This window comes from Caballeronia sp. INDeC2 (assembly GCF_023631325.1).
GTDB lineage: Bacteria > Pseudomonadota > Gammaproteobacteria > Burkholderiales > Burkholderiaceae > Caballeronia.
Map to the genome: position 1 here is coordinate 123,424 of NZ_JALQDG010000042.1, position 17,226 is coordinate 140,649.

Sequence of the window (17,226 nt, forward strand, 5' to 3'; positions counted from 1 at the left end):
CGTTACGACACGTCATGTAACCGGATTCGCGCATCGCCCGATCCGATCATCATTTCATTCAACTGAGCGAGGCTGGCAGGCTTGACCAGATGATGATCGAAGCCCGCCTGTCTCGCGCGCTCGAAATGCTCTTCTCCTGCATATCCGCTGTGAGCTATCAGAATCGTGTCCGCAAACTCGGGCGTCGCGCGCAGCCGTCGAGCCACTTCGTAACCGTCCATGTCCGGCAACCCGATATCGAGCAGGACGATATCGGGACGAAAGGCCATCGCGGATCGCAAGGCGGAAGGACCGTCTCCCGCGACTTCGACTTCGTGTCCTTCGAGTCCGAGCAGCATCGCCGTGCTTTCGACCGCATCCGCGTTGTCATCCACGATGAGGATCCGTCGCGGCGGCACTCGCGTTGCGGAAGCCGGCGCGGCGGCTGCGGGGAGACGGTCGTCCTTCGAGTCTGTAACGGGAAGCGCCGGAAGTCGAACGACGAACAGGCTGCCGTGTCCGAGCCCCTCGCTCGATGCGCGTACGGTTCCGTGATGCAGGCGAACCAGCCGCTGCACGAGTGCAAGGCCGAGACCCAGTCCCGCTGACTTGCGATCGAGCGAACGTTCCGCCTGGACGAAGATGGTGAAGATCGTCGGCAGGAAATCCGCCGTCATGCCGATACCGTTGTCCTTGAGCGTGAGCGTGGCCTGATCGTCGTCGCGCGTGAGAGCCACGGCAATTTCTCCGCGGGGCGACGTGTACTTGATCGCATTGCCGAGCAGGTTGACGACGATCTGTTCAAGGCGCATCGAGTCCCCTTCGACCATCAGCGCCTCGGCCGGCAAAGCAAGCGACACGTGGTGCTGGCGGGCGTCGCTATCTGTTCGCATGGTGGCCACGCCGTGGCGCACGATCTGCACCAGATCGACAGGCTCGACCTTCAGCTTGATGATGCCGCGTGTAATGCGCGACACGTCCAGAAGATCGTCGACGAGACCGATCTCGTGCTTCAACTGCCGCTTCGCGGAATCGCGCGCGCGTTGTTCGGTGGCGGCATCGACATTCCTCCGCTCCCATATCGCGAGCCCGTTGCTGATCGCCGCAAGCGGGTTGCGCAGTTCGTGCGCGAGCATCGCGAGGAACTCGTCTTTCTGATGATCGGCCGCTTCCAGCCGGTCGACCAATAGCTGATGTTGCGTGACGTCTTCGATGGTGAGCACGATCAGTTCATGCGCCCGTCCGGCTACGCGGGCAGCATTGAGCCGCATCGTGCGCGAGCCGATCCGCTCGAATTCATGCGTGATGACGAAGTCGCGCACGATCGCTTCTTGCGGGAGTATCGTTTCGAGCAATTCGCGCAGGTCCGGGATATCCCACTGCCCGTTTCCGAGCGAGAAAAGCATCGAACCTAAGGTGGTGTCGGACGTCGTCTGAAAGGTCTCGTAGAACGCACGATTGGCCCGCGTGACGCGCAGGTTGGGTTCGAGCACGAGCAGCGGGTCGGACATCGTTTCGATGATCGCGTCCGCGTAATCGCGTGCGCGAACCACTTCGTCGTGAATCGTCTTGAGTTCCTGATTGCGATAGCGCAGTTCGTCGTTGGTGGTCGAGAGTTCTTCGTTCAGCGACTGCAACTCTTCTTTCGCGGCCTCGAGTTCTTCATTGGTGCTCTGGAACTCTTCGTTACTCGACAACAGCTCTTCTTCGCTCGACTTGAGTTCTTCGCGCGCGCTCTCGTGTTCTTCGAGCATGGCGCGAAGCTGCGTTCTCATCGCGCCCACTTCGGCGCTCAGCCGCGCGATCTCTTCGTCTTTCGGGTCCGCGCCGTGTGCCGCGACCTTGCGTCCCAGACGCTGGCGCAATGTCTGCAGCATCAGGGACTTCAACGTCTCGTTCTTTCGCGTCGATAGCGCGTCCGGGCGTTGCACGCCGCCTTCGAAATAAATCAGGAACCAGCGGCCTTCCATTCCGGCAGTCTGGATCGGATGAACCTCGAGGCTGGCACTCATCATGCCGCTGATATTCCCGGTCTTCAGGTCGGCCTTGCGAACGACGACACCTTCCTGACGCGCCTGCCTGATCGCGTCGTTGAGAGCGGGAAAGATCTCGGGCTTCGCCAGTCGCTGAAGATTCGTGCTGGGCGGGCCGCTCGGATTGACCAGATAGGCGGACGTGTCTCCCCGAAATTCGATGACGTTCAGTTCGTCGTCGCATAGCACGGATGGCGGGGCATAACGGGCAAGCGACACGCGATCGACTTCGGCGCGAAGCAACGATGCGTCGTCGGGTTCCGGCTGGCCGTTCGACACGCTCACGGGACGGACCGCAGCGGACGGAATCAACGTGGGGGCGAGGCGCATCTCGGCGGGCGAACCCATGCGCGGCTTCTTGCTGTACAGCTTGCTGCGCTTGCTTTCGATGACGCCGAAGAGTTCCGAGAATGCGCCCACGGTTTCGGAAGGGCCGAGCATCAGCACGCCATCCGGTTTCAGCGCGTAGTGAAAGAGCGGCATCACGCTGCGTTGCGCCGGCGCGCTCAGATAGATGAGCAGGTTGCGGCAGCTCACCAGGTTCATCCGCGAGAAGGGCGGGTCGCTTATCACGTCGTGGCGCGCGAACGTGCACAAGTCCCGCACGGCTTTGTCGACGCAATAGTGCTCGCCATCGCGGACAAAAAAACGTTTGAGTCGTTCAGGCGACACATTGCGCGCGATGTTCTCGATGTATCGGCCGGTGCGCGCCGTGTCGAGTGCTTCGGGACTGATGTCGGTGCCGAAGAACTGGACCGATGGCGCCTGAGCACGATCACTCAGGTATTCGAGCAGACAAATGGCGATCGAATACACTTCCTCGCCGGTCGCGCATCCCGGCACCCAGATCCGCAGCGCGGTGCTTGCTTCGTCACTCATGAGACGGGGAAAAACGGTCTGCGTCAACACCTCGAACGTTTCTGGATCGCGAAAGAACTCGGTGACCTGAATCAGCAGATCGCGCCCCAATGCGAGCGTTTCGGCAGGCTCCGACTCGAGCACCGAAACGTATTGCGCGATCGTGGTCAGTTGGCGCAATGCCATGCGACGCGACAGCCTGCGCTGGATCGTGCCGTGTTTATAGCGAGTGAAGTCGATATTGCAGGCGTTCTGAAGCAGGCGGAAGATGGGCCGCAAACTGGCATCGGCCGGTTCGATCGAATCGCTCTTCGCGCCTGCCACGGACCTCAGGTGAGGGTGTCGCGCGATGCGCATCATCTCCTTGGCGATTTCACGCGGCGCGAGCACCCGATCGACGCATCCCAGTCCGATCGCCGCATGGGGCATGCTGCTGAAAAGCGCCGACGCATCCTGCGCGAACGTAATGCCGCCCTGACCTTGCACCGTCTGAAGACCGAGCGCGCCGTCCGAGCCGCTACCGGAGAGAATCACGCCGATGCCGTTGACGCCCTGATCCCTGGCAAGCGATTCGAGCAGATCGTCCACCGGCATCGCGGGTATGCACGAGTTGTTGCGAGGCTCGAGCCGGATGCGGCGCTCGCTCACGAACATCCGTTTGTTCGCCGGGATCGTATACAGATGGTCCGCCTCGATCGTCATGCCGTCGACGGCCTCCTGGGCCGGCGTGGCCATGCGCTTGGCAAGAATCTCCGCAAGCAGGCTTTGGCGCGAAGGATCGAGGTGTTGCACGACGAGAAACGCCATGCCGCTCCTGGCCGGGATCTCGGACATCAGCTCGGAAATCGCTTCGAGTCCGCCAGCGGAAGCGCCGATTCCGACTACTGGAAAGACGGACGACGCCGGCTCGGTCGCCATCGTTGCGGAATCGGTCACGTGCGTCTCCAGTATGGCAAAAACCGCGGGTCGGTTGCCTGCATCTCGACGCAGCACGAGGCCGCAACTGCGGGCTTTCGGATCGCACCTGCAAGAAGGCGTCCTGATGAGTCATTGGATGATGCGAGAGGCTGATCGACGTTCAGCGCTAGCGGCAAATGGACCGCCCTACGCGCTCATATCCTCATCTGCAAGGTTAGTCTAATCGAAGCGATCGAGTAGCGTCGACGGGGGTCTCAGGCGCTCTTTTTGCTGTGTCGACAAGACTGGCGGAGGGCCCGTGAAAACTCGTGACATCATAGTCGTGGCGACTTCGACCGGTGGACTGGCCGCGCTCAGCACGCTTATGTCGGCGTGGCCGGCCAATCTTCCCGCATCGGTGTTCGTCGTGATGCACGTCGGCGTTCAGCCCAGCGTCCTTCCGAAGCTACTCCAACGATCGTGTGCTCTGCGCGTACAACACGCAGAGAACGACGTAGCGTTTCACGCTTCCGTGGTTTATGTTGCGCCACCGGACCGCCATCTGGTTCTTCACGACGGCAAAACGCTTCTGAGCGCGGGTCCAAAAGAAAATTTCACTCGTCCATCGGCTGATCCTTTGTTTCGCTCGGCGGCGATCAATTATGGACCGCGCGTGATCGGGATCGTCCTTACCGGTCATCTGGACGATGGCGCCGCCGGTCTCAAAGCCGTCGATGCGTGCGGCGGGTTCGTCGCAGTACAGGATCCGGAAGAGTGCGTCGCGCCCGGCATGCCTGAAAACGCATTGCACGCGGTCAAGGCGGATGTGGTCGCTTCCGTCGCGGAGATTTCGTCGCTCGTGATGACGTTGCTGGAACAACCTGTCGCAGCGAAGGCCGAGCCGTCGAACACCCAACGCATTGCCGCGATCGAGACTGAAACTGCGTCGACGGGCAGCTCGAGCGTCGACGCGCCGCTTCGCAACAGGTGTCGCACCGGTCATGCGTTTTCAGGGCTATCGCTCGAAGAAGTACAGCGGCAACAGACCGAGAATGCGCTGTGGTCCATCGTTCGGGCACTGCAGGAGCGCTTGACGGTGGCAAAGCAGCAACTCGTCGACGTGGACGATGTGTCGGAACAGGACAAGATCAGCGCGCGAATCAGGAGACTCGTTGCGGCCGATGACGCCGCGTACGGCTTGCTACGCGATGCCGTGCACGACGCGTGAGGCCAACGTATTTCGTCGATGCGGCGGCTGAGGATTTCCAAAAAAGTAACCTTGCTACCTTGAAATCGATCGCCTCGAGCTGGAGTTCCCATGTCCGACACCGAAGCTGGTTCCAATTCGCCTCACCTCAACAAGGGCGAGCAAGAGCAGGCCGCCGACCACTCGACGCCCGCCGCGCTCGTCATCCACGAAATCGTGCGGGAAGAGGGCGAGGCGGCCATGGAGCGCACGACTTCCGCGCTTACGTGGTCGGCGCTCGCGGCGGGATTGTCGATGGGTTTTTCGTTCCTCATGCAGGCGGTTCTCGACGGTGAACTTCCCGACACCTCATGGCGGCCGCTCGTATCCGGCCTGGGCTATACGATCGGCTTCGTGATCGTCATTCTCGGTCGGCAACAGCTGTTCACGGAGAGCACGCTCAGCGTCGTCCTTCCAGTGCTTACGCGCCGCGATTCGAAAACGGTTCTGGCGGCGCTTCGCCTATGGGCGATCGTACTGACGTGGAACCTGATCGGCACGGCCGTCTTCGCGGCGATGCTTCACACGCCCGGCGTGTTCTCCGCGGATGTTCAGGAATCGCTCGATCGCATCGCCGAGGCGCCGTTTTCCGGCAGCTTCGGCGTGACCGTCGTGCGTGCGGTGCTGGCGGGCTGGCTGATCGCGCTTATGGTATGGCTATTACCCAGCGCGCGCTCGGCGCGGCTTCTGACTGTCTTATTGATTACTTATGTCGTTGCCGCTTGCAAGCTGTCCCATGTGATCGCGGGGTCGGTCGAGGGTCTTTATGCGGTTTTCGGCGGCACGGTCGGGCTGAGCGACTACTTTCTCGTGTTCCTCGTTCCGACTTTCATCGGAAATGTAATCGGGGGCATGTCGCTCGTTGCGCTCATCAATCACGCGGCAATCGCGCCGGAAATTACGGGCGGCGATGCAACCTAGGCGTTCGAAGGGCAAGTGTGAGAATGCGCGCCGGAGGAAGGTTCAGCCACGTGACCTCGGACGACAACTCGACGAACTCATCGCTGAGATGTCTTGGTGGACCGTAGAGTGCATACGTGAACTGGATCAGCAGCGTTCCGGCCGGAAGCACGCTGCACCAATGCGCGACCATCGAGCGCGATTCGGCGTAAGGCAACGAACGCAACGGCACGCTCGACACGACGGCATCGACCCGATCATGGTTCGTCAGAAAGCTGCCGAGGTTCCGTGCATCTCCTTCGATGATTCGAAGCTGCGGGAATCGCGCCCGTAAATGGGCTGCTAACGTCGGGGCGCGCTCGACGACGAGTAGACGTTCCGGCCGCACGCCGCGATCGAGCAGGGCCTGCGTTACCGCACCGGTGCCCGCCCCTAATTCCACGACAGGTCCGGTACCCGCAAGCGGCACCGGCCGCGCCATGGCATCCGCGAGGTGCCGTGAGCTCGGAAAGAAAGCGCCTGCGGACCATGGGTGCAGTAAAGCTTCCCTGAGAAAGACCAGGAGGTGGCGCAGAACAGTCAGGTTTGAAGCAGGAAGAATCTTCATCTTTAATGCCTAAGCCGTCTGACGTCGGATGCCGGGTTTTTACCGGCTCAGCATATGAAGTGCCTGACGCTCTTCGCGTCTTCCGCCCACCCGCTGGCATAGCGATTGCGCCTCAGTACAGGACGCTTAGCGTTCCCAACTACTCAGGAGAAGCCCATGCCCGCCACGACCCTAAATGACTTGTTCATCCACGCCCTCTCGGACGTCTACAGCGCCGAAAAGCAACTGACCAAAGCGCTTCCGAAGCTGGCCCGTGCCGCAACGAGTCCCGATCTCGCAGCCGCATTCACGACGCATCTGGAAGAAACGCGTGGACAGGTCGAGCGCATCGATCGAGTGGTCGAAGTGTCCGAACTCAAGCTCAAGCGCATCAAGTGCGTAGCGATGGAAGGCCTGGTCGAAGAAGGCCAGGAACAGATCGAGGAAATCGAAAAGGGGCCCATTCTCGACGCGGCGCTGATCGCGGCGGCTCAGAAGGTCGAGCACTATGAGATTGCGACTTACGGAACGCTCGCCACGCTCGCGAAGAAGCTCGGTTATGACGAAGGCATGAAGCTCCTTCTCGAGACGCTGGAAGAAGAAAAGGCGACCGATGAAAAGCTCACGCTGCTCGCAAAGCAGGAGCTTTCAGAGGCGGAAGTCGGCAAGTGATCTGATTCGGGGCTTCCGTTGATGACGCCCTTCGCGGCGGAGGCCCTCTCGCTTAACTATCGTCACCGGGAGCAGAAAGGTGAAAGCACTGATCTGGCAAGGCAAAAAAGACATCCGCTATGAAACGGTTCCCGATCCGCAGATAGAAGATCCGCGCGACGCGATCATCAAAGTGTCGAGTTGCGCGATCTGCGGTTCCGACCTGCATCTGTTCGATGGCTTCATGCCCGGAATGAAATCGGGCGATGTGATGGGCCACGAATTCATGGGCGAAGTCGTCGAAGTCGGCAAGGAAACCTCCGCGCTTAAAGTCGGCGACCGGATCGTCGTGCCCTTTACGATCACATGCGGCGAATGCGATCAGTGCAAACGCGGCAATTTTTCCGTATGCGAGCGAAGCAACCGTAACAAAGACGTAGCCGACAAGCTCTTCGGCCACACCACGGCGGGCCTCTTCGGCTATACACATCTGACTGGCGGCTATCCCGGCGGGCAGGCCGAATATGTACGCGTGCCTTTCGCCGACAAGACACACGTCAAAATTCCGGACGGCCTCACCGACGAACAAGTGCTCTTTCTCGGTGATATTTTTCCGACCGGCTGGCAGGCGGCGGTCCAGTGCGACATCCAGCCTACCGATACGGTCGCGATCTGGGGCGCGGGGCCTGTCGGACAGATGGCGATTCGCAGCGCCGTCCTGCTCGGCGCGAAACAGGTTATCGTGATCGACCGCGTGCCCGAGCGTCTTGCTATGGCGCGTGCAGGCGGGGCCATCGCCATAGACTTCGATAACGAAAGCGTGCTGGAACGTTTGAGCGAACTCACGCAGGGCAAGGGACCCGAGAAATGTATCGACGCGGTCGGCATGGAGTCGCACGCCACGCGTTCAATCGATGCCATCTACGATCGCGCCAAGCAGGCCGTCATGCTCGAAACGGACCGCCCGCATGTGCTGCGCGAGATGATCTACGTCTGTCGTCCCGCCGGTACGTTGTCGGTGCCGGGCGTGTATGGCGGACTCATCGACAAGATTCCGTTCGGTGCGTCGATGAACAAGGGCCTTACGTGGCGCATGGGGCAAACTCACGTCAAACGATGGACCGACGATCTGCTGCGCCGCATCCAGGACGGCCAGATCGATCCGTCGTTCGTGATAACGCATACGTTGCCGCTTTCGGAAGGTGCCGACATGTACACGACGTTCCGCGACAAGAAGGACGGATGTATCAAGGTCGTCCTCAAGCCGTAACTCCTTCCGATGTCGACGAACAAGGTCAGGTGAACACATGAACCCTCGTAACGATGCCGCACAGCGTGCCGTTCTTTCCGCAGTCGAGCCGCGCAAGCTCGCACGCGGGCTCGGCTGGTTCAGCGTGGCGTTAGGCGTCGCCGAACTGCTTGCGCCGAGGACGGTTGCGCGCGCGGCGGGAATCGACGGTAGCCGCGCGCTCGTGCGTCTCTATGGCCTGCGCGAGATTGCGTGCGGCATCGGCATTTTGATGGCGCGCAATCCTGCGCAGTATGTGTGGGCGCGCGTCGGCGGCGACGTTATCGATATCGCCACCGTCGCTTCGCAGTCCGGCGACGTTACGTCCAACGGCCGGGGGCGCGCAATCGGCGCGGTCACGAATCTCCTCGCCGTGACAGCGCTCGACGTCTATACGGGCGTGACACTCGCCGCCGACAAATCAACTGAAGCCGCAAATGCCGAGACCGAGCGCTATATCACGCTATACAGTATGCGCACCGGCTTTCCGCAGTCGACCGATGAGATGCACGGAGCGGCGCGCGACGACTTCGAAGTGCCGGCCGACATGCGCACACCCGAGGCTTTGCGCCCGTGGATAAACGGCGCGCCGGATATGAAGTCTCATTAGAGGCAGCGGTGCCGCTATCAAGACCGATAAAGTTCTACCTGCGAGATCAGATTCAAATGCCAACCCGAGCCTGATATGAGCCGTCTGGTGGTCGTATCGAACCGTACCGCCGATCCTCGTAAAGCCGCGGCAGGCGGCCTCGCGGTTGCGCTGCGGGAAAGCCTCGAACAAACCGGAGGACTGTGGTTCGGCTGGAGCGGCAAACTAAGCGACTCGATAGAAGGCAAAGCTGTCGACCAGCGTGAACTCGATGTTCACACGAGCGGCAATGTCACCCTGGCGACGCTCGATCTGACCCGCGCGGATCACGACAGCTATTACCTGGGATACTCCAACGGTGTGCTCTGGCCAGTGTGCCATTACCGTCTGGATCTCGCGAAGTTCGACACGCGCTTCGCGCAAGGTTATCGGCGCGTGAATCAGTTGTTCGCGCGCAAGCTGCTGACATTGTTGAAGCCGGACGACATCTTATGGGTGCATGACTATCATCTGATCCCGTTGGCCGCGGAATTGCGTGCGGCCGGCTGCAATCATCGCATCGGCTTTTTCCTGCACATTCCAATGCCGCCTCCATTGATCATGGCGGCTATTCCCGAGCACGAATGGCTGATGCGTTCGCTCTTCGCCTACGATCTCGTCGGCTTTCAGGCGCAGTCCGATGTCACGCACTTCACGCACTATGTCGAATCGGAGGCCCGGGCCGTGCGCGTGGGTCCGAATCGTCTGCGTGCGTTCGACCGGATCTTGCAGGTCGGGGCGTATCCGATCGGCATCGATGTCGAGGAGTTCGCGCGCCTCGCCCGAGCGAAGGAAGGGCGCGAAATGTTTGCGCGCATGCGTGACGAATACTCGCGGCGGCGTTTGCTTCTCGGCGTCGATCGGCTCGATTACTCGAAAGGACTGCCGCAAAGAATTCACGCGTTCCGGCAATTGCTTGAGCGCTATCCGGAGAATCGCGACAGCGCCACGCTGATCCAGATCGCATCGCCGAGCCGCGAAGATGTCGGTGCATACGACGACCTTCGCCGCGAAATGGATAGCCTGTGCGGCGCAATCAACGGTGACTTCGGCGAACTGGACTGGATGCCGGTCAGATACATTCATCGCAATGTGGCCCGCAAACGTCTGCCGGGACTTTATCGCGCGAGTCGTGTCGCGCTGGTGACGCCGTTGCGCGATGGCATGAACCTGGTGGCGAAGGAGTTCATCGCTGCTCAAGATCCGGCCGACCCGGGCATGCTGGTGCTTTCGCGTTTCGCCGGTGCGGCCGAGCAGCTAACGGAAGCGCTGCTCGTCAATCCCTACGATGCGCAGGGCACGGCAGACGCTATTCAACGGGCATTGGTCATGCCGCTCGATGAACGCATCAATCGACATGCGGCGCTCGCGGACCGGGTTCGCAAGCAGGATGTCCGATGGTGGTCGGAGACGTTTCTAAAGGCGCTTGCGCAGACGGAGAAGAATTCAGCGCGAGTTGATTGAAATCTTATCGCTCAGGTAAATCGCCTCATCGAGATTCGAGCGACATACTTTCAGCGAGGCAAGAGATATGGACTTTCATATTCCCGAAGACCAAATCCGCTCATGCGCATATCGACTTTGGGTTGACGCCGGGCGGCCGGAAGGTCGGGCCGAAGAATTCTGGGAGCAGGCACGACTGCAACTCGCGGCGACGGATAAGGCGACCCAATCCGATCTCGTCGAGGATTCGGACGAGTTTGCTGCCGCGCCCTCAGCGCCGTCGAGCGAAACGAAGGAGGAGTAATGACAGTGCAAAACTCGACTTACAAGGAATGCAATATCAGCGTCGACGTGACCGGTCCCGATGCTAGCGGCGCTTATACGGGCTCGTTTGTTATCACGCACGAGGTGGGTGACGCCGACGACGACAAACTATTCACGCCCGTGTGGCGAAGCGCCGCCTACTCCGAAGCGGAAGCTATCGGTCGCCTCACGCAAATGGCCCAAGACATCATCGATGGCAAAGGGGACGCTTCGGACATTGAGAATGCCTGACTAGAAAAACAGCGCCCCCGCATCTTGCCGCCTGGACTCATCGCTCAGTCGTGACGATGCCGTTTGTGATGCTTGCCGTGATGCCCGCGGCCATAGTCATCCGAATAGGAATTCGAGCGCGAGACATTCCCGCCCAGCGCCGCACCAGCACCGCCGCCGAGCGCCGCGCCGATCAGTCCGCCGCCGGGACCGCCCATCGCATTGCCCGCAGCCGTGCCCGCACCGCCGCCCAGCGCCCCGCCCACGATCGCGCCCGTGCGTTCGCGACGGTTCGACGTGACCGCACCGCCAGCCCCGCCGCCCACTGCGCCTCCGAGCACCGCGCCCGTACTGCCGCCCACGGCGCTGCCCAACGCTGCCCCGGCTACGCCGCCGAGCGCGCCGCCTAGCGCGTTGTTCATGTCGCCAGCGAAGGCCGGCAACGAGGCCGCAGCCGTGAGCGCTGCGACAGCAATAAGCTGAATGATTCGTTTGGACATTGTTCGTACTTTTGTTTAGACGGCGCCGAGTATAACCGCAGCTTCGAAAGGCTTTCGTAACACCGCCTATGGATCTCGGTAAGAGCTGTAACAAAGCGAAGTTGTCCATTCACGATAATGAATCGATATCGCAATTTTTTCTAACTGTTCCTTATCGTTGTTCTCCAGCACGATGCTTTCGTGCTTTCCTGAAGAATTCCGCGGCACCCAATAACGGCACGCTTATCGGCGCGTCGCACGACTCCGCACGCGTATGCGACGAACGCATCGGTTTCTCAGCACATCAAGCGCCGCACGAGCGCAATGACACATATCGGAGACAGACATGGCAAGCGCAGATACGGCTATGAGCGGGCAGCCGCCCGGACGTCGTCAGAACAGATGGATGCAACTGGTGATCGGCATCGTCTGCATGGGGCTCGTCGCCAACTTCCAGTACGCGTGGACGTTATTCGTGATACCGATGGACGCGAAGCACCATTGGGGACAAGCGGCGATTCAAACCGCGTTCACGATCTTCATCGTCACCGAGACGTGGCTCGTGCCCGTGGAAGGCTGGCTCGTCGACAAGTTCGGACCGCGTCCGGTGGTGATGGGCGGGGCGATCTGCGCAGCAATCGGCTGGATCATCGACGCCCATGCCACCACGCTCATGCATTTGTATATCGCCGCGGTCGTCGCGGGCATCGGCGCGGGCTGCGTGTACGGCACGTGCGTGGGCACGGCGCTCAAGTGGTTTCCGGACAAGCGCGGTCTCGCGGCCGGTCTGACGGCGGCGGGCTTCGGCGCGGGCGCGGCCGTGACCGTGATCCCGATCTCCAACATGATCCAGCACTCCGGCTACGAAAGCGCCTTCATGTTCTTCGGCATCCTGCAAGGCGCGGTCATCTTGGTGCTCGCGCTGTTGCTCGTGCGGCCGAATCCGCCGAAGAACATCGTCCCGGCCAAACGCATCGTGTCGACCAAGATCGACTACACGACCGGACAGATGGTGCGAGCGCCCATCTTCTGGGTGCTCTATGCGATGTTCGTCGCGGTGGCGGCGGGCGGCGTGATCGCCACTGCGCAGTTCGGGCCGATCGCCAAGGAATACGGCTTTGCCAGCATGCCGGTGAGCCTGTTCGGCGCGACCTTGCCGCTGCTCGCCATGACGCTGTCCATCGATAACCTGTGCAACGGCTTCACGCGCCCGCTATGCGGTTTCATCTCCGACAAGATCGGCCGCGAGAACACGATGTTCATCATCTTTCTGGGCGAAGGCGTGGCGCTCCTCGGGCTGATGCAATTCGGGCAGAGCCCTTACATGTTCATGCTGTTCGCGGCGCTGACGTTTCTGTGCTGGGGCGAGATCTTTTCGATCTTCCCGGCGACGTGCGCCGATACCTTCGGCAGCAAGTACGCCGCCGCCAACGCGGGCACGCTGTACACGGCCAAGGGCACGGCGTCGATGATGGTGCCGCTCGCATCGGTGCTGGCGTCGCTCGGCTCGTGGAACACGGTGTTCATCGTTACCGCGATCACGTCGATCGCGGCGGCCGTCTGCGCCAAGTTCGTGCTTGCGCCGATGCGCCGCCGCTGGATCGAAAACTCCATCACGGAGACTTCGTCGCACTCGTCTGTCGGTGTGGCTTTCCAGTCCGACTGGACGGACGCGCCGAGCAAATCGTCCGCTCGATGAAGTCATCCGGCACGCGCGCATCAATGCCATCTGAAACCCAAGCCCCGGAGAATGCCGACACCCGCGCCGGCGGATCGACGCTGTCGCTCGAACCGATCAGCGCGGCGGCTTCTCTTCGCGATCAGGCTTACGTGAAACTGCGGCAAGTGATTGCCGAAGCGGATATCTACGGTTCGCGAGAAGAGATTCGTCTCGACGAAAAGGAGCTCACGGAAGCGCTCGGCGTATCTCGAACGCCGATCCGCGAAGCGATGGCGCTGCTTCAACTCGAAGGCTTTCTGCGCACCGGTTCGCGTCGCGGCATTTACATCCTGCGCAAGTCCAAGCGCGAGATCGTCGAGATGATTCACATGTGGGCCGCACTGGAGAGCGCGGCGGCGCAACTCGCGATTCAGCGCGCGGCGGACGAGGAAATCGCCGAGCTTCGTCACATGTTCGACGACTTCCACGAATCGATGCCCGCCGAGCACATCGACGAATACTCGGAAGCGAATATCGCATTTCATTCGGCCATCGTGCGGCTGTCGAAGTCGGATGTCATCTTCGACACGATCAAGAACATCTTCGTGCACGTGCGAGCCATTCGAAAGATGACGCTTCCGCAAAGTGACCGCGCGGCGCGTTCGATCGCCGATCACATGCGGATCATCGAGGCGCTGGAAGCGCGGGATACGGAGTTGGCCGAGCGCCTCGTGAAGCAGCATTCGCTCGATCTTGCTGCGTTCGTCGAAGCCAATTGCGATTTTCTCGACTGAAAATTGATCGGCTACGAGACGTTAAAGGTCGCATTTCGCGTGGGTCCGCGCTCCTCTGACGGCGCTTCCCCCACGCTGAGCAAAAAATCGAAAATAAGTCTTTGACAAATACGATATCTCGTATCTAGTATATCACCAACATAACCGCCCTCAGGGGGAGACACAATGGCAGACGTACTCGAGGAAAGAACACAGGTGGCCGCTGAAGAAAAGGCGGTGCAGACGGACGGTTTCCACCTGGTCATCGATGCGCTGAAGTTGAACGACATCGATACTATTTTCGGTCTCGTCGGCATTCCGATCACCGACCTCGCGCGGCTCGCGCAGGCGGAAGGCATGCGCTTCATCGGCTTTCGCCATGAGCAGCATGCGGGCAATGCAGCCGCGATCGCAGGCTACATGACGCAGAAGCCGGGCATTTGCCTGACCGTGTCGGCACCGGGCTTCCTGAATGGACTGACGGCGCTCGCCAACGCGACCACCAACTGCTTCCCGATGATTCTCATCAGCGGTTCGAGCGAGCGCGAGATCGTCGATCTGCAGCAGGGCGACTACGAAGAGATGGACCAGCTCAACGCGGCGAAGCCGTATGCGAAGGCTGCGTATCGCGTGCTGCACGCGGAGGACATCGGCATCGGTGTCGCGCGTGCCATCCGCGCGGCCGTGTCGGGCCGTCCGGGCGGCGTGTATCTCGACCTGCCTGCCAAGCTGCTCGCCCAGACGATGGACGCGCTCAAAGGCCAGCAGTCGCTCGTGAAGGTCGTCGATGCCGCGCCGCGTCAGTTGCCGTCGCCGGATTCGGTGCAGCGCGCGCTCGACGTGATCAAAAGCGCGAAGCGTCCGCTGATCCTGCTGGGCAAGGGTGCAGCCTACGCGCAAGCCGACGCGCAGATTCGCGAGCTGGTCGAGAAGAGCGGCATTCCGTATCTGCCGATGTCGATGGCGAAGGGCCTGTTGCCGGACACGCATGCGCAATCGGCGTCGGCGGCGCGTTCCTTCGTGCTGCAAGAGGCGGATTGCGTCGTGCTGATCGGCGCGCGCCTGAACTGGCTGCTCGCGCACGGCAAGGGCAAGACCTGGGGCGCGGCGCCCAAGCAGTTCGTGCAGATCGACATCTCGCCGACCGAAATCGATAGCAACGTCGCGATCGCGGCGCCGGTGATCGGCGATATCGGTTCGTGCGTGTCGGCGCTCGTCGCGGGCATCGATGCGAACTTCCCGAAGCCGTCGGGCGAATGGACGGGCGCGATCAACGAGCGCAAGAACAAGAATCTCGAGAAGATGGCGGCCACGCTCGCGAAGAATCCGTCGCCGATGAATTTCCATAGCGCGTTGCGCGCCATCCGCGACGTGTTGAAGACGCGTCCCGATATCAACGTCGTGAATGAAGGTGCGAACACGCTCGACTATGCGCGCAGCATCATCGACATGTACGAGCCGCGCAAGCGCTTCGATTCGGGTACGTGGGGAATCATGGGCATCGGCATGGGCTTCGCGATCGGCGCGGCGGTGACGAGCGGCAAGCAGGTCGTCGCGATCGAAGGCGACAGCGCGTTCGGCTTCAGCGGCATGGAACTCGAAACCATCTGCCGATACGACTTGCCGGTGTGCACCATCGTCTTCAACAACAACGGCGTGTATCGCGGCACCGATGTGAATCCGACCGGCGGCAAGGATGTCGCGCCGACCGTGTTCGTGAAGAACGCGCGCTACGACAAGATGATCGAGGCGTTCGGCGGAATCGGCTTCAACGCGACGACGCCCGAAGAACTCACGCATGCACTGGAAGAGGCCATCAAGTCCGGCAAGCCGACGCTGATCAACGCAGTGATCGACGAAGCGGCCGGCACGGAAAGCGGTCGCCTGACGAATCTGAACCCGCAAAGCGCGGCGATGAAAAAGTAATCAAGACTAGCCAACAAGGAGAATTCAAGTGAGCGACAAACCACTGAAAGGCATCAAGATCATCGATTTCACGCACGTGCAGGCCGGTCCCGCATGTACCCAGATGCTGGCCTGGTTCGGCGCCGACGTGATCAAGGTCGAGCGTCCCGGTTCGGGCGATGTCACGCGCAATCAGTTGCGCGACATTCCGGATGCCGATGCGCTGTACTTCACCATGCTCAACAGCAACAAGCGATCGCTGACGCTCGATACGAAGAAGCCCGAAGGCAAGGAAGTGCTGACCAAGCTGATCAAGGAATCGGACGTGCTGGTCGAGAACTTCGGGCCGGGCGCGCTGGACCGGATGGGCTTTTCGTGGGAGAACATCAGAGAGCTGAATCCGAAGATGATCGTCGCATCCGTCAAGGGCTTCAGCGACGGTCACCACTACGACGACCTGAAGGTCTACGAAAACGTCGCGCAGTGCGCGGGCGGCGCGGCATCGACGACGGGCTTCTGGGACGGCCCGCCGACCATCAGCGCGGCGGCGCTCGGCGACAGCAACACCGGCATGCACCTCGCGATCGGTATTCTCACGGCGATCATCGGCCGTCAGCAAACGGGCCGCGGGCAGCGCGTCGCGGTGTCGATGCAGGACAGCGTGCTCAACCTGTGCCGCGTGAAGCTGCGCGATCAGCAGCGTCTCGATCGCGTCGGCTATCTCGAGGAATATCCGCAATATCCGCACGGCACGTTCAGCGATGTCGTACCGCGCGGCGGCAATGCGGGCGGCGGCGGACAGCCGGGCTGGGTGCTCAAGTGCAAGGGCTGGGAAACGGATCCGAACGCGTATATCTACTTCACGATTCAGGGTCACGCGTGGGCGCCGATCTGCCGCGCGATCGGCAAGCCGGAGTGGATCGAAGATCCGCACTACATGACGGCCGAAGCGCGCCAGCCGCACATCTTCGATATCTTCAATACGATCGAAGCATGGCTCGCCGACAAGACCAAGTTCGAAGCCGTCGATATCCTGCGTAAGTTCGATATCCCGTGCGCGCCGGTGCTGACGATGAAGGAACTCGCGAACGATGAATCGCTGCGTGCAAGCGGCTCGATCGTCGAAGTGGATCACAAGGTGCGCGGCAAGTATCTTACGGTCGGCAGCCCGATCAAGTTCTCGGACCTGAAGCCGGAAATCACGGCCTCGCCGCTTCTGGGCGAGCACACCGAAGAAGTGCTGCTCGAGCTCGGCTATAGCAAGGAACAAGTCGCGCACATGCAGGAAGCGCGTGCCGTTTGACGCGGTGTCTTCATAGCTGAAGGGTGATCGCTGCCTTCTTCGGTCTTTCTTTTTCGTGGCGTC

Annotated in this window: 15 protein-coding genes; 12 read left to right on the plus strand and 3 right to left on the minus strand. The window is 61.0% G+C overall.

Going from position 1 to position 17,226, the window contains the following annotated elements; genetic code table 11:
• Positions 1-2 precede the first annotated feature (2 nt).
• Entirely contained in the window at positions 3-3,806 is a 3,804-nt protein-coding gene (locus tag NCS28_RS27775) for a chemotaxis protein CheB (RefSeq protein WP_250516989.1), read from the minus strand.
• A gap of 304 nt (positions 3,807-4,110) precedes the next feature.
• Between NCS28_RS27775 and NCS28_RS27780 the strand changes: the two genes are divergently transcribed.
• Both NCS28_RS27780 and NCS28_RS27785 read left to right on the plus strand, forming a co-directional pair.
• Positions 4,111-4,995 carry a chemotaxis protein CheB gene (locus NCS28_RS27780; RefSeq protein WP_350029829.1) on the plus strand — a complete coding sequence of 295 codons (885 nt, stop codon included), beginning with the start codon at positions 4,111-4,113 and terminating at the stop codon, positions 4,993-4,995.
• 90 nt (positions 4,996-5,085) lie between these two features.
• The gene (locus NCS28_RS27785; RefSeq protein WP_250516990.1) at positions 5,086-5,934 is read left to right on the plus strand and encodes a formate/nitrite transporter family protein; all 849 of its coding nucleotides are present in this window, start codon (positions 5,086-5,088) and stop codon (positions 5,932-5,934) included.
• Here NCS28_RS27785 and NCS28_RS27790 read toward each other — a convergent pair.
• The gene (locus tag NCS28_RS27790) at positions 5,912-6,520 is read right to left on the minus strand and encodes a class I SAM-dependent methyltransferase (protein ID WP_250516991.1); all 609 of its coding nucleotides are present in this window, start codon (positions 6,518-6,520) and stop codon (positions 5,912-5,914) included. The genes NCS28_RS27785 and NCS28_RS27790 overlap by 23 nt on opposite strands.
• Before the next feature lie 156 nt (positions 6,521-6,676).
• Here NCS28_RS27790 and NCS28_RS27795 point away from each other — a divergent pair, with 156 nt between their 5' ends.
• The 6 genes from NCS28_RS27795 (at position 6,677) to NCS28_RS27820 (ending at position 11,064) form a co-directional block, all read left to right on the plus strand.
• On the plus strand, positions 6,677-7,171 hold the full coding sequence (locus NCS28_RS27795) for a YciE/YciF ferroxidase family protein (protein WP_250516992.1): 495 nt from the start codon (positions 6,677-6,679) through the stop codon (positions 7,169-7,171).
• Between the two features lie 79 nt (positions 7,172-7,250).
• The gene (locus NCS28_RS27800; protein ID WP_250516993.1) at positions 7,251-8,420 is read left to right on the plus strand and encodes a zinc-dependent alcohol dehydrogenase; all 1,170 of its coding nucleotides are present in this window, start codon (positions 7,251-7,253) and stop codon (positions 8,418-8,420) included.
• A gap of 37 nt (positions 8,421-8,457) precedes the next feature.
• On the plus strand, positions 8,458-9,048 hold the full coding sequence (locus NCS28_RS27805) for a hypothetical protein (RefSeq protein ID WP_250516994.1): 591 nt from the start codon (positions 8,458-8,460) through the stop codon (positions 9,046-9,048).
• A gap of 75 nt (positions 9,049-9,123) precedes the next feature.
• Positions 9,124-10,530, plus strand: coding sequence for an alpha,alpha-trehalose-phosphate synthase (UDP-forming) (gene otsA / locus NCS28_RS27810; RefSeq protein ID WP_250516995.1), 1,407 nt, complete (start codon positions 9,124-9,126; stop codon positions 10,528-10,530).
• Positions 10,531-10,597: 67 nt separating this feature from the next.
• Positions 10,598-10,813: a DUF2934 domain-containing protein gene (locus tag NCS28_RS27815; protein WP_250516996.1), complete on the plus strand. Its 216-nt coding sequence runs from the start codon at positions 10,598-10,600 to the stop codon at positions 10,811-10,813.
• Complete coding sequence (locus NCS28_RS27820; protein ID WP_250516997.1) at positions 10,813-11,064, plus strand: hypothetical protein; 252 nt, start codon at positions 10,813-10,815, stop codon at positions 11,062-11,064. The genes NCS28_RS27815 and NCS28_RS27820 overlap by 1 nt, the downstream gene beginning before the upstream one ends.
• 44 nt (positions 11,065-11,108) lie before the next feature.
• On the opposite strand, the gene NCS28_RS27825 is transcribed toward NCS28_RS27820, so the two are convergent.
• Positions 11,109-11,543: a hypothetical protein gene (locus NCS28_RS27825; RefSeq protein WP_250516998.1), complete on the minus strand. Its 435-nt coding sequence runs from the start codon at positions 11,541-11,543 to the stop codon at positions 11,109-11,111.
• A gap of 325 nt (positions 11,544-11,868) precedes the next feature.
• Between NCS28_RS27825 and oxlT the strand changes: the two genes are divergently transcribed.
• The 4 genes from oxlT (at position 11,869) to frc (ending at position 17,163) form a co-directional block, all read left to right on the plus strand.
• The gene (gene oxlT, locus NCS28_RS27830) at positions 11,869-13,221 is read left to right on the plus strand and encodes an oxalate/formate MFS antiporter (protein ID WP_250516999.1); all 1,353 of its coding nucleotides are present in this window, start codon (positions 11,869-11,871) and stop codon (positions 13,219-13,221) included.
• 23 nt (positions 13,222-13,244) lie between these two features.
• Positions 13,245-13,976 carry a GntR family transcriptional regulator gene (locus NCS28_RS27835; RefSeq protein WP_250517000.1) on the plus strand — a complete coding sequence of 244 codons (732 nt, stop codon included), beginning with the start codon at positions 13,245-13,247 and terminating at the stop codon, positions 13,974-13,976.
• Between the two features lie 165 nt (positions 13,977-14,141).
• Positions 14,142-15,881 (plus strand): oxalyl-CoA decarboxylase, encoded by a 1,740-nt coding sequence (gene oxc / locus NCS28_RS27840; protein WP_250517001.1) that lies wholly within the window; start codon positions 14,142-14,144, stop codon positions 15,879-15,881.
• A gap of 28 nt (positions 15,882-15,909) precedes the next feature.
• A complete protein-coding gene (gene frc / locus NCS28_RS27845; protein ID WP_250517002.1) occupies positions 15,910-17,163 on the plus strand; it encodes a formyl-CoA transferase in 1,254 nt (417 codons plus the stop codon).
• The last annotated feature ends 63 nt before the right edge of the window (positions 17,164-17,226 follow it).

Bases quoted from the DNA above. Each gene is read 5' to 3' on its own strand.
- NCS28_RS27785 (WP_250516990.1), top strand. From the start codon at position 5,086: ATGTCCGACACCGAAGCTGGTTCCAATTCGCCTCACCTCAACAAGGGC.
- NCS28_RS27790 (WP_250516991.1), bottom strand. From the start codon at position 6,520: ATGAAGATTCTTCCTGCTTCAAACCTGACTGTTCTGCGCCACCTCCTG.
- NCS28_RS27795 (WP_250516992.1), top strand. From the start codon at position 6,677: ATGCCCGCCACGACCCTAAATGACTTGTTCATCCACGCCCTCTCGGAC.
- NCS28_RS27805 (WP_250516994.1), top strand. From the start codon at position 8,458: ATGAACCCTCGTAACGATGCCGCACAGCGTGCCGTTCTTTCCGCAGTC.
- otsA (WP_250516995.1), top strand. From the start codon at position 9,124: ATGAGCCGTCTGGTGGTCGTATCGAACCGTACCGCCGATCCTCGTAAA.
- NCS28_RS27815 (WP_250516996.1), top strand. From the start codon at position 10,598: ATGGACTTTCATATTCCCGAAGACCAAATCCGCTCATGCGCATATCGA.
- NCS28_RS27820 (WP_250516997.1), top strand. From the start codon at position 10,813: ATGACAGTGCAAAACTCGACTTACAAGGAATGCAATATCAGCGTCGAC.
- NCS28_RS27825 (WP_250516998.1), bottom strand. From the start codon at position 11,543: ATGTCCAAACGAATCATTCAGCTTATTGCTGTCGCAGCGCTCACGGCT.
- oxlT (WP_250516999.1), top strand. From the start codon at position 11,869: ATGGCAAGCGCAGATACGGCTATGAGCGGGCAGCCGCCCGGACGTCGT.
- NCS28_RS27835 (WP_250517000.1), top strand. From the start codon at position 13,245: ATGCCATCTGAAACCCAAGCCCCGGAGAATGCCGACACCCGCGCCGGC.
- oxc (WP_250517001.1), top strand. From the start codon at position 14,142: ATGGCAGACGTACTCGAGGAAAGAACACAGGTGGCCGCTGAAGAAAAG.